This window comes from Guyparkeria sp. SCN-R1, assembly GCF_003932495.1.
In the GTDB taxonomy this organism is placed as follows: domain Bacteria; phylum Pseudomonadota; class Gammaproteobacteria; order Halothiobacillales; family Halothiobacillaceae; genus Guyparkeria.
In genome coordinates this window covers 128,403-139,866 of sequence record NZ_QZMT01000005.1, presented here as the reverse complement: position 1 = coordinate 139,866, position 11,464 = coordinate 128,403, and the positions used below count along the sequence as shown (strand labels likewise).

General features: G+C 62.1%; 10 protein-coding genes. 8 read left to right on the top strand and 2 right to left on the bottom strand.

Annotated elements, in window-relative coordinates; translation table 11 throughout:
- Positions 1 to 80: 80 nt before the first annotated feature.
- On the bottom strand, positions 81 to 593 hold the full coding sequence (locus D5687_RS04770; protein ID WP_125198622.1) for a peptidylprolyl isomerase: 513 nt from the start codon (positions 591 to 593) through the stop codon (positions 81 to 83).
- A 123-nt stretch (positions 594 to 716) separates the two neighbouring features.
- Between D5687_RS04770 and cysS the strand changes: the two genes are divergently transcribed.
- From cysS to D5687_RS04735, 7 genes are all read left to right on the top strand, one after another.
- On the top strand, positions 717 to 2,105 hold the full coding sequence (cysS, locus tag D5687_RS04765) for a cysteine--tRNA ligase (protein WP_125198621.1): 1,389 nt from the start codon (positions 717 to 719) through the stop codon (positions 2,103 to 2,105).
- Positions 2,106 to 2,222: 117 nt separating this feature from the next.
- Positions 2,223 to 3,296, top strand: coding sequence for a DHHA1 domain-containing protein (locus D5687_RS04760; RefSeq protein ID WP_125198620.1), 1,074 nt, complete (start codon positions 2,223 to 2,225; stop codon positions 3,294 to 3,296).
- Positions 3,293 to 3,772: a transcription elongation factor GreB gene (greB, locus tag D5687_RS04755; RefSeq protein WP_125198619.1), complete on the top strand. Its 480-nt coding sequence runs from the start codon at positions 3,293 to 3,295 to the stop codon at positions 3,770 to 3,772. The genes D5687_RS04760 and greB overlap by 4 nt, the downstream gene beginning before the upstream one ends.
- 184 nt (positions 3,773 to 3,956) lie before the next feature.
- Positions 3,957 to 5,228 (top strand): diguanylate cyclase, encoded by a 1,272-nt coding sequence (locus D5687_RS04750; RefSeq protein ID WP_125198618.1) that lies wholly within the window; start codon positions 3,957 to 3,959, stop codon positions 5,226 to 5,228.
- Positions 5,229 to 5,248: 20 nt separating this feature from the next.
- Complete coding sequence (locus tag D5687_RS04745) at positions 5,249 to 6,127, top strand: D-hexose-6-phosphate mutarotase (RefSeq protein WP_125198617.1); 879 nt, start codon at positions 5,249 to 5,251, stop codon at positions 6,125 to 6,127.
- Positions 6,128 to 6,774: 647 nt separating this feature from the next.
- Positions 6,775 to 6,975: a cold-shock protein gene (locus tag D5687_RS04740; RefSeq protein ID WP_125198616.1), complete on the top strand. Its 201-nt coding sequence runs from the start codon at positions 6,775 to 6,777 to the stop codon at positions 6,973 to 6,975.
- A gap of 119 nt (positions 6,976 to 7,094) precedes the next feature.
- Positions 7,095 to 8,270, top strand: a complete 1,176-nt coding sequence (locus D5687_RS04735) for a nitrate/nitrite transporter (protein ID WP_125198615.1) — start codon at positions 7,095 to 7,097, stop codon at positions 8,268 to 8,270.
- On the opposite strand, the gene D5687_RS04730 is transcribed toward D5687_RS04735, so the two are convergent.
- Positions 8,265 to 8,894, bottom strand: a complete 630-nt coding sequence (locus tag D5687_RS04730) for an exopolysaccharide biosynthesis protein (protein ID WP_125198614.1) — start codon at positions 8,892 to 8,894, stop codon at positions 8,265 to 8,267. The two genes, D5687_RS04735 and D5687_RS04730, sit on opposite strands and share 6 nt — an antisense overlap.
- 264 nt (positions 8,895 to 9,158) lie before the next feature.
- Between D5687_RS04730 and D5687_RS04725 the strand changes: the two genes are divergently transcribed.
- Complete coding sequence (locus tag D5687_RS04725) at positions 9,159 to 11,420, top strand: arginine/lysine/ornithine decarboxylase (RefSeq protein ID WP_125198613.1); 2,262 nt, start codon at positions 9,159 to 9,161, stop codon at positions 11,418 to 11,420.
- Positions 11,421 to 11,464: the final 44 nt, after the last annotated feature.

Below are 11,464 nucleotides of genomic sequence, written 5' to 3'. Positions count from 1 at the left end.
GCGACGAGGGCTTTGGTGGCTATCTCGCTTTTACACCACTTGACTGGACACTACCAGTGGTGTCAGTCGGGTCGAGTCGATCAGTCGATGCGCTCGGCCTTGTCGATCAGCACGTCATCGACCGGCACATCCTGGTGACCGTAGCGCGAACCGGTCTGCAGCGTGGCCATCTTGTCGACCACCTCCATGCCGTCGATCACCTCGCCGAACACAGCGTAGCCCCAACCCTGCGGGGTCTCGGAGGAGAAATCCAGGAAGGCGTTGTCAGCCAGGTTGATGAAGAACTGGCTGGTGGCCGAATTCGGATCCGGGGTGCGCGCCATCGACAGCGTGCCGCGCTTGTTCTTCAGGCCGTTGTTGGCCTCGTTTTCGATCGGTGCGCGAGTGGGCTTTTGCTCCATCTCCGGCGTCAGACCGCCACCCTGGACGACGAAGCCCGGAATCACGCGGTGGAAGGTCGTGCCCGCGAAATGGCCCGAGTCGACATAGGCAAGGATGTTTTCCACCGTCTTGGGGGCCTTGTCGTCATACAGGCCGATCGTGATGTCGCCTAGCCGTGTGGAGAAGCGGATCTTGCTCTTGATGTCACTCATGCGTTTTATCTCGTCTGTCGGGGCCGTTAAACTAACGCCTTTCCCGGAAGCGCCGCTTCCAGGAAACACGCCATTTCCAATGCAGAACAGTCTAACGACCTTCGACCCGGAATCGTAGCCAACATGCTCACAATCTATGACAGCGCCGCCCGCGCCAAGCGCGAGTTCACCCCGATCCGTCCCGGCCACGTCGGGATCTACGTCTGCGGGATGACGGTCTACGATCGCTGCCACATCGGTCATGCCCGGGTGCTGGTCGTCTTCGACATGGTGGTGCGCTACCTCAAGGAACGCGGTTTCGACGTCAACTACGTCCGCAACATCACCGACATCGACGACAAGATCATCGCCCGCGCCGCCGAGAACGCCGAGTCCATCGAATCGCTGACCAACCGTTTCATCGAGCTGATGCATCGCGACGCCGAGGCGCTGGGCTGCCTGCCGCCGACCTCGCAGCCGCGCGCGACCGAGAACGTCGACGAGATGATCGCGATGATCACGACGCTGATCGACCGTGGCAACGCCTACCGCGCCGACAACGGTGACGTCTATTTCGACGTCTCGACCTTCGATCGCTACGGCTCGCTTTCCGGACGCGACCCGGAGGACCTGCGCGCCGGATCCCGCGTGGCCGTCGACGAGGCCAAGGACGATCCGCTCGACTTCGTGCTGTGGAAGCACGCCAAGGCCGGCGAGCCGCAATGGGACGCACCCTTCGGGCCGGGCCGGCCCGGCTGGCACATCGAATGCTCAGCAATGTCCACCGAGGCGTTGGGCACCACCTTCGACATCCACGGGGGTGGTCACGACCTGATGTTCCCGCACCACGAGAACGAGATCGCGCAGAGCGAATGTGCCACTGGCTGCCACTTCGTCAACTACTGGATGCACAACGGTTTCGTGCGGGTCGACGACGAGAAGATGTCCAAGTCGCTGGGCAACTTCTTTACCATCGAGGAAGTGACCCAGCGCTATCACCCCGAGGTGGTGCGCCTGTTCATCCTCTCGAGCCACTACCGCAGCCCGCTCAACTACTCGGACCAGCATCTGGATGCCGCCCAGGCCAGCCTGTCGCGCTGGTACAGCGCGCTAAAGAAGGTGCCGGCCAATGCCGAGCCGATCGCCGAGGTCATGGATGCCTTCCATGACGCCATGGACGACGATTTCAACACCCCCAAGGCCATCGCCCTGATCCACGAGCAATTGAGCCTGGTGCACAAGATCGGCGAATCCGACAAGGAAGCCGCCGCCCCGCACGCGGCCACCATCAATGCCATGGGCGCGATCCTCAACCTGGGTCAACTCGACCCGGATGTCTTCCTCCACTGGAGTGCCGAAGGCGATCGCGAGGACACCCTCGACGATGCCGACATCAACCAGTTGATCGCCCAGCGCGCCGAGGCCCGCGCCTCACGCAATTTCGAGGAATCCGATCGCATCCGCGACCTGTTGCTCGACAATGGCATCACCCTCGAGGACGGACCGCAGGGCACCACCTGGCGCCGCCAATAAGCCATTACCGAACGCGGACCAACGGGAAGCACTTGTGTTTTCCCGATTGATCAATAGCTTGAACATACCTTTTCATCCACGGCTGCCACTCGCGGCAGCCGCTGTCAGCGAGCATCCATGAGCACTCCGAATATCATCCGTCCCGAAGGCTGGCTGTATCACCTGTCGCACACCGACCTTGACGGCTATGGCGCGCAGTACATGGTCGATCAGACCGATCAGCGCTGCCATTTCTTCAATGCCGATTACCGCGACATCAACAACGCCATCGACGACATCGTCGCGCGCATCATCAAGGCCGGCGAGCCGGCGGGGCTGCTGATCACCGACCTCAACCTGACACTCGACCAGGCCAAGGCCCTCGACAAGCGCATCGGCAAGATGAAGGTGCCAGTCGAGCTGCAGTTGCTCGATCACCACGCCACCGGCGCCGACTGCGCCGAGGCCTTCGACTGGTATTACCTCGACACCGACCGCTGCGCGAGCCTGCTGACCTTCCAGGCGGTCGCCGACCAGCTGGACGAGACCAAGCGGGAACTGATGCGCCAGCGGGCCGAGTTCATCGACGTCGGCGACCGCTGGCTGCGCGACCACGACGATTTCCGCCGGGCGATCTACCTGATCGGTCTGGTGATGCAGGACGACCACCTCGCGCCGCCCCTCAAGGACCTGAAGCGCGCCTACCGCTTTCACGTGATGGAGGCGTTCTTCCGTTCCCACGAGTCGGGCGAATCGCTGGAGGCGTTCGAGCGCAATCTGTTCGAGGTGCGCAAGGCCTTCCTCAAGGGGCGGGTGGAAAAACGCATCTTTAACGACGAAAACCTGCCGCTCAACGACAAGTTCCACATGCTCTCGGCCTCGGTGCTGGACGAAGATTTTGTCCCTGTCCTTGAGATCGAAGGTGTGCGTACGGGCGTGTTCTTCAACTGGCCGCACGACGTCTGGCGCGGCGTGATCATGGACATGATGGAAGTCCGAGGCCAGATCGACATGGCAATGGGCATACGCGGCAATGGCCGTCTTTCCCTGCGCGCCAATCCGGGCGTCAACGCCGGTGAGATTTCCGCACGCTACTTCGGTGGCGGCGGCCATCCCGGTGCGGCCGGTGGTGAGCTCAAGGACAATCGCCTGCGCGATCTCGCCCACGCGGTCAGCGCCATCCAGAAGACACTGTCTGCCGGCGAGCGATGAGCACGCCGATCATCACCCGGCCCGGTTTCAAAACCCTCGAAGCCGAGCTGGACCGTCTCTGGCGCGTCGAACGACGCGAGGTGGTCCAGGCGGTTTCCGAGGCCGCCGCGCTGGGTGACCGATCGGAGAACGCCGAGTACATCTACGGCAAGAAGCGCCTGCGCGAGATCGACCGGCGCATCCGCTACCTGCAAAAACGCCTGCCGAACCTCAAGGTCGTCGACCGGGCCCCGGATGACACTGACAAGGTGTATTTCGCGGCCTTCGTCGAGATGGAATGCGAGACCCAATCCCTCGAACGCACCCTGCGCCTGGTCGGGCCCGACGAACTCGATCCCTCGCGCGGCTGGATCAGCATCGACTCCCCGGTGGCCCGCAAGCTGATCGGTCGCCGTCCCGGTGACGTCGTGAAACTGCCCGCCGGCGAGGACAAGGGCCACCTGGCCTGGGAAATCGTCGACATCCGCTACGACTGAGTCCCTATCCCACACTGCATGCAAGCGATCATCCGGTCGCGCCGCAATGGGAATGGCCATTGGTAATTCCAACCGCGTTTCCCTAGGCTTGAATCCCTCGACGGCACCGGTGAGATGCGGCCGGTCGCCAATTCCCCGTCGCCATCATTGCCGGCTACCGGCCGCCCACCCACTCGTTGAGCTAATGGCCACCATGCACGATCTCGAGTACCTGAGACTGCTTCAGGCCGCTGTGGAACAGTCGTTTGACGCCGTGGTGATCACCACGGCCGAACTCGATCGCCCCGGCCCGGAGATCGTCTACGCCAACCCGGCCTTCCTGTCGATGACGGGTTATCCGCTCGAGGAGATCCTCGGCGAGACCCCACGCCTGCTCCAGGGCGAGGCCACCAACCGTCCGATGCTCGGCCGACTGCGGACGGCGTTGGCGGCCGGTGAACGATTCTCGGCGCGAACGGTCAACTACCGCAAGGACGGCACGGCCTACGACGTCGAATGGAGCATTTCGCCGGTTCGTGACGACGCGGGCACAGTGACCCACTTCGTTTCCGTCCAACGCGACATCAGCGTGGAAACCCGCGAGCACGAGCGCCGCCAGATGCTCGTATACGCGCTGGACGCCAGCAGTGACAGCGTGGTGATCACCGATCGGGACAACAACATCCTCGACGTCAATCGTGCCTTTGAGGAACACACCGGCTACAGCCGTGACGAAGTGCGGGGCAAGAATCCACGCATGCTCCAGTCCGGCATGCATGACCGCAGCTTCTATCAACGTCTCTGGGACACCCTCGATCGCGGCGATGTCTTTCGTGACACCTTCATCGACAAACAGAAGAACGGCCAGCTGCTCCACATGGAAGAGACCATCACACCGGTAAGAGACGAACATGGTGAGCTGACCGGCTACGTGTCCGTGGGCAAGGACATCACCGACCGTGTCCGTACCGAGAACGAGCTCAAGCGCCTGGCCACCACCGACATGCTCACCGGGCTGATCAACCGGATGCATTTCGAAAAGATCCTCGCCCACGAACACGATCGCGTGCAGCGCTACGGCCACCCTGCCGCCCTGATCATGATCGACCTCGATCGATTCAAGCAGATCAACGACCAGTTCGGTCATCCTTGCGGAGATGCCGTGTTGACGCGCTTCGCTCGCCTGGTCAGCGACCACATTCGCACCACGGACAGCTTCGCTCGCTGGGGCGGCGAGGAGTTCATGCTGATCACGCCCGACACCGACGAACACGCCGCGACGCTCCTGGCCGACAAACTGCGCTGCCGTGTCCATGACACCGAATTCCCCGAAATTGGCCGCGTTACGGCAAGTTTCGGCGTGGTGGCCCTCGAGCCTGACTCGACGCCGGAACAATCCGTGCAAGTCGCCGACCAACGACTCTATCTCGCCAAGCAACAGGGGCGCGACCGGGTAGTCGGCCCGAGAAGTACCTGACGATTCCAGGAGACCTAGCCATGAATCCTTCCGCAACCGCTGCCTACCCCTCCCGCCTCGGCGAGCTCGAGACCGTCGAGCTGGTCTCTCCCCACGGGCGGGCCACGGTCTCCTGCTTCGGGGCAACCGTGCTCGATTACCGGGATAGCGACGGTAACGAGGTGCTGTGGTTGAGCCCGAGCTCCCGACTGGATGGCAGTCGCCCCGTCCGCGGCGGCATCCCGGTGTGCTGGCCCTGGTTTGGCGCCCACCCCAGCGATTCGTCGTTGGGTGCCCACGGTTTCGTCCGACACATGACCTGGCAGGTCGAACGCTTGAGCCACGATGAAGACCAGGCCCTCGCGGTATTCACCATCAGCGATGACGAAACCACCCGGCGCATCTGGCCGCATGCCTTTAACCTGACACTCACGGTCATCCTCGACGACCGTCTGCATCTCGAACTGACTGCGGAAAACCGTAGCGATCAGGAATGGGCACTCTCCGAGGCACTGCACAGCTATTTCCGCGTTGAGGATGCTCGCGGCATTCGCGTCGACGGCCTGAAAGGCCTGACCTACTGGGACAAGCAGGAGGGCGGCACCCGCGGGATCCAGTCGGACCCGCTGCAGATTCACCCTCCAATCGACCGGGTGTACTTCCAACACCTGGGCGAGGCGGTAATAAACGGTCCGCGGCGACGCATTCATATCGAAAAGACCGGGAGCGCCAGCACCGTGGTCTGGAACCCCGGCCCCGACGGGGCGCGGAGCTTTGATGACATCCCCGATGAGGCCTGGTGCGAGATGCTTTGCGTGGAAACGGGCAACGCCATCGACAATCGCTACCCACTCCGCCCCGGCGAGCGCCACACACTCTCCGCGACCATTCATACCGAGAAGACCACCGGCAACCCGTAATGCCGGCGCCCGAAGGGCGGCGCGCGTTCGAACGCGGCCTGTCCCGGGTTGAGCCGCGCGACTCCGCCCTCCCTACCTGACAGATAAGGCAAGCGCGACCAACGCGATAGGGTCTTTTATTGACGGTGCCCTGCGCCTCGCTCGATGTCCCATTAGCGGCGAGACGGGGCTGCTTTCGGGACGCATCGAGGATGCCCGCAGGCCGTTTTTGCCCCGCAAAACCGCAATAGTTGCGATCCTAGCGCCAGGATTCGAACTGTTTAGGCTACTCGAAGCAAAAAACTTTCAGCGGTCAAACGAGGCTAAATGTGCGCTACGTCGGGGAAAACGTCGCCTTTATCGCCATGCGTCGCTCTCCCCGCGCTTGAGACAGCATCACGAATAGCATTTTTTGCGAAAAAACTATGGTTTGTTGAGGCGAACGCGGGATAATGCGTTCCGGGAAAACGAAAGAACGCTTTCCCGAGAGGAATCGGATAAGGACTCCTCAATTGCACCAGGCTCGAACCCCGCAGGACCACAGATTGAATTTTCCAGTTTGTATTACCCCGCTACGATTTGCAGTTCTCTGACGCTTTTGCAGTCCTTCAGCATCCCCTCGTTTTCATTCAAATATATGCACATGCATAGCATCAGAGGTATCCATCATGGCTACAGGCACCGTTAAGTGGTTTAGTGACGAAAAAGGCTTTGGCTTCATCGCTCCTTCCGACGGCTCCAAGGACGTTTTCGTCCATCACAGCGCCATTCAGGGCGGCGGCTTCAAGTCGCTGGCCGAAGGCCAGACCGTCACCTTCGAAGTCGAGCAAGGCCAGAAGGGTCCGGCCGCGGTAAACGTCCAGATCTAATCTGGACCCAACCCGGTCGATAGCAAAACCCCGCCTCGTGCGGGGTTTTTTCGTTGTCAGGTGCAAAACATTTCCGGTGCGCCCACCGTAGCCAACCGCTTGCCGGTACGATACTGGCCATGATTCGTCCCGTCCCCCTTATCGTCCTCGCCCAACTGTTTGGCACGTCGCTCTGGTTCAGTGCCAACGGGGTTGGCGATGCGCTGATGCGCGACTGGGCTCTTTCACCGGCGGACCTCGGCATGCTCACCGCCGCGGTGCAGTTGGGCTTTATCCTGGGCACCCTGTTGTTCGCCGTCTCCGGACTGGCTGACCGATTCGCCGCAAGCCGGGTATTCCTGGTCTCGGCAATCACGGGCGCCATTGCCAATCTCGCGCTGGCCTGGCTTGCGCAGGACTTGGCGGCGGCAACGCTCTACCGGTTTCTCACCGGATTCGCCCTGGCCGGCATCTATCCGGTGGGCATGAAACTGATCGTGAGCTGGGCGCCGGAGCGTCGCGGCGAGGCCCTGGCCTGGCTGGTCGGCATGCTGACGCTGGGAACGGCCACACCGCATCTTCTACAAGGTTTAAGCCTGGGGCTGGCCTGGCCTTGGGTGATCACGTTTGCCTCGGGCCTGGCGTTGCTGGGCGGCATGGTGATCGCATGGCTCGGCGACGGGCCGCATCTCAAGCGCTCAACGCGGTTGCGATGGGGTGGCGTCTTCCGGGCCTTCGGCCAACCGGGGTTCCGCGCCGCGGCACTGGGCTATTTCGGCCACATGTGGGAGCTTTACGCCTTCTGGGTACTCGTCCCCCTATTTATTGCAGGGCTTTACCCGGAAGGCTCGACAACGACGCTCTCCCTGCTCGCCTTTGCGGTGATCGGGATCGGTGCCATCGGCTGCGTCGCGGCGGGCCGCCTCAGCCGCCACCTCGGTAGCGCCCGGGTTGCCGTGGCTGCGCTCACCATCTCCGGCGGGCTCTGCCTGTTCTATCCCTGGCTCGCCGAACTTTCGGCTGGCCTGGCCCTGGTGGCCTTGTTGATCTGGGGTGTTGCAGTAATTGCCGACTCGGCCCAGTTCTCGGCGCTTGCCAGCCGCCATGCCCCGGCCGATGGGGTTGCTAGCGCGCTTGCGATCATGAACAGCATCGGTTTTGGCTTGAGTGCCCTGGCCATCCCGATCACCACCAGTCTTTGGCAAGACCTCGGCGCGCACGTGAGCTGGCTGCTATTGCCCGGTGCCGTTGTGGGCGTGGTAGCAATGCGCCCCTTACTCGGTGCTCGATCGCCTGCCAAAACCCGGGCGTCATAACAACGCCCACACGATTACTCCGACACTGGCCCCGGTCAGCGCAAACGCAAACAGCGCGATCAAGCCGTCACGCGCGATTAATGCAAGACCGAAAAGGGTCAGGGTCAGCCCGGCGGCGTTGGCCGAAAACGGGATGAACTCCATGAGCGGCATCATCAGGGAAACGAGCATGGCCAAAAGGGCCACCCCGTAACTCGCCCCACCATTGACGAGGAACATCAACCGAGGACGCAGGAAGCGATCCGTGAATCGTGCCGTGGGCATCATCCAGACCACCACCTTGTGCAGGGTCTGTGGGCGGATCTGGCGTTCAAGCAAAAACGACGGCAGCCAGAAATAATCACGCCCCAGCATCAACTGCAGGGCAATGAGGAACACGAAAATACCGATCAGTGTCGGCACGCCGGGTATGTCGCCGATCAGCGGCGCGACCGTGATCAGGCCGGCCAGGAGAAGCATTGGCCCGAACGAGCGTCGGCCCACGATGTCCAGTACGCGCCCCAGCCGAATCGAACCACCATCCTCACGGATATTGGCCAACAACTGCAGCAGCTCGACGAGCCCCTCGGGCTCCTTGGCCACGACATCCGTGGCATCTGATTCGTGCTGAGATGGATTGGACATTGCTGCCACCTACCTTTGAACCACGTCGGTACCTATCCCGGCCCCTGAAATGGGGGTCTCCCCGAACCAGGAACCTTAGACGGCCTGGCTGCCGATCGTACCGGCAAGACGCAGCGCCAGCGGGCATTTGTTGTAAACTTGAACCCATCTTTTCACCCGGGGCCCTGCCCCGGGTTTGCCATTGGCGCGGCATTCTCTCCGACCCGACAAACGGGCTTTGGTTTCGCCGAGACAGCCACCTGCGGATCCCGAGGTTGACCATCCATGATCTTCCGCTTTCCCATCGTCATTATCGACGAGGACTTTCGCTCCGAAAACGTTTCCGGCCTGGGCATTCGCGCGCTCGCCGAGGCGATCCGTGCCGAGGGCGAGGAGGTACTGGGGGTCACCAGCTACGTGGACCTGGCCGCCTTCGCGCAGCAGCAGGCACGGGTGTCGGCCTTCGTCATCTCCATCGATGACGAGGAATTCCACGGCGGCAACGCCTCGGTGGATGAATCGCTGGAGGTCATCGTCCAGCTGCGCAACTTCATCCAGGAGATTCGCTTTCGCAACGCCGACATCCCGATCTTCCTATACGGTGAAACGCGGACCAGCCGGCACTTGCCCAACGACGTGCTCAAGGAGCTTCACGGCTTCATCCACATGTTCGAGGACACGCCCGAGTTCGTCGCTCGCCACGTCATCCGCGAGGCGCGCAGTTATCTCAACTCGCTCGCCCCGCCCTTCTTTCGCGCACTGACCGGCTACGCTGCCGACGGCTCGTACTCCTGGCACTGCCCGGGGCATTCCGGCGGCGTAGCCTTCCTAAAAAGCCCGGTCGGGCAGATGTTCCACCAGTTCTTCGGTGAGAACCTGCTGCGTGCCGATGTCTGCAACGCCGTCGAAGAATTGGGCCAGCTGCTCGATCATACCGGCCCGGTCGCCGCCTCCGAGCGCAATGCCGCGCGTATCTTCAATGCCGACCATCTCTTTTTCGTCACCAACGGCACCTCGACCTCCAACCGCATGGTCTGGAACTCGAACGTCGCGCCGGGTGACGTGGTGGTGGTCGATCGCAACTGCCACAAGTCGATCCTGCACTCGATCATCCTCACCGGCGCGATCCCTGTTTTCCTGATGCCGACGCGCAACCACTACGGGATCATCGGGCCGATCCCGCGCCGGGAGTTCTCCAAGGAAAACATCAAGAAGAAGATCGCCGAGCACCCGTTTGCCGGCAACGCCGAGGATCAGCAGCCCAAGATCCTGACCATCACCCAGTCGACCTATGACGGCATTCTCTACAACGTCGAGGAGATCAAGGACGAGCTCGACGGGTTCGTCGAGGTCCTGCACTTCGACGAGGCCTGGCTGCCGCACGCCGCCTTCCACGACTTCTACGGCGACTACCACGCCATCGGTGCCGACCGGCGTCGCTGCGAGGACTCGGTGATCTACTCCACCCAGTCGACCCACAAGCTGCTAGCGGGACTGTCACAGGCCTCCCAGGTGCTGGTGCAGGACTGCAAGCAGGAGCGCTTCGACCAGGACGTCTTCAACGAGGCGTACCTGATGCACTCCTCGACCTCGCCGCAGTACGCGATCATCGCCTCCTGCGACGTGGCCGCCTCGATGATGGAGCCGCCGGGCGGTACCGCGCTGGTCGAGGAGTCGATCTTCGAGGCGATGGACTTCCGCCGGGCCATGCAGAAGGTGGATGCCGAGTACGGCGACGATTGGTGGTTCAAGGTCTGGGGCCCGGACTCGATTCCAGAGGAAGGCATCGGCACGCGCGATGACTGGATGCTGCACGAGGACGACCGATGGCACGGCTTCGGCCAGGTGCCGACCGGCTTCAACATGCTCGACCCGATCAAGGCGACCATCATCACGCCGGGGCTGGACGTGGACGGCGATTTCCACGACTGGGGCATCCCGGCGGCAATCGTCACCCGCTATCTGGCCGAGCATGGCGTGGTGGTCGAGAAGGCCGGTCTCTACAGCTTCTTCATCATGTTCACCATCGGCATCACCAAGGGCCGGTGGAACACCCTGCTGACCGCGTTGCAGCAGTTCAAGGACGAGTACCAGCGCAACCAGCCCCTGTGGCGCATCATGCCGGAGTTCGTGAACAAGCATCCGCGCTATGAACGGGTGGGTCTGCGTGATCTGTGCGAAAAGCTCCACGCGGTCTACCGGGAGCACGATGTCGCCAAGTTGACCACCGAGATGTATCTCTCAGATATCCAGCCGGCCATGCGCCCGGCGGATGCCTGGTCGAAGATGGCGAGAAAGCAGATCGACCGTGTGCCGATCGATGAACTCGAGGGACGGGTCACCGCGTCACTGGTGACGCCCTACCCGCCGGGGATTCCCCTCCTGGTCCCGGGCGAGCGCTTCAATGCCCGCATCGTGGAGTACTTGAAGTTCGTTCGCCACTTCAACAAACAGGTACCGGGGTTTGAAACCGATGTGCACGGTCTCGTGGCTGAGGAAACGGAAGAGGGCCTTCGCTACTTTATCGACTGTGTTAGAACCGACTGACTGAGACATGTGGCACGCCTTATTCACGTCGCCGACATTAGAAA

Coding starts and splice junctions, on each gene's coding strand:
- D5687_RS04735 (WP_125198615.1), top strand. CDS start 7,095: ATGATTCGTCCCGTCCCCCTTATCGTCCTCGCCCAACTGTTTGGCACG.
- greB (WP_125198619.1), top strand. CDS start 3,293: ATGAGCACGCCGATCATCACCCGGCCCGGTTTCAAAACCCTCGAAGCC.
- D5687_RS04740 (WP_125198616.1), top strand. CDS start 6,775: ATGGCTACAGGCACCGTTAAGTGGTTTAGTGACGAAAAAGGCTTTGGC.
- D5687_RS04750 (WP_125198618.1), top strand. CDS start 3,957: ATGGCCACCATGCACGATCTCGAGTACCTGAGACTGCTTCAGGCCGCT.
- D5687_RS04760 (WP_125198620.1), top strand. CDS start 2,223: ATGAGCACTCCGAATATCATCCGTCCCGAAGGCTGGCTGTATCACCTG.
- D5687_RS04770 (WP_125198622.1), bottom strand. CDS start 593: ATGAGTGACATCAAGAGCAAGATCCGCTTCTCCACACGGCTAGGCGAC.
- D5687_RS04730 (WP_125198614.1), bottom strand. CDS start 8,894: ATGTCCAATCCATCTCAGCACGAATCAGATGCCACGGATGTCGTGGCC.
- D5687_RS04745 (WP_125198617.1), top strand. CDS start 5,249: ATGAATCCTTCCGCAACCGCTGCCTACCCCTCCCGCCTCGGCGAGCTC.
- cysS (WP_125198621.1), top strand. CDS start 717: ATGCTCACAATCTATGACAGCGCCGCCCGCGCCAAGCGCGAGTTCACC.
- D5687_RS04725 (WP_125198613.1), top strand. CDS start 9,159: ATGATCTTCCGCTTTCCCATCGTCATTATCGACGAGGACTTTCGCTCC.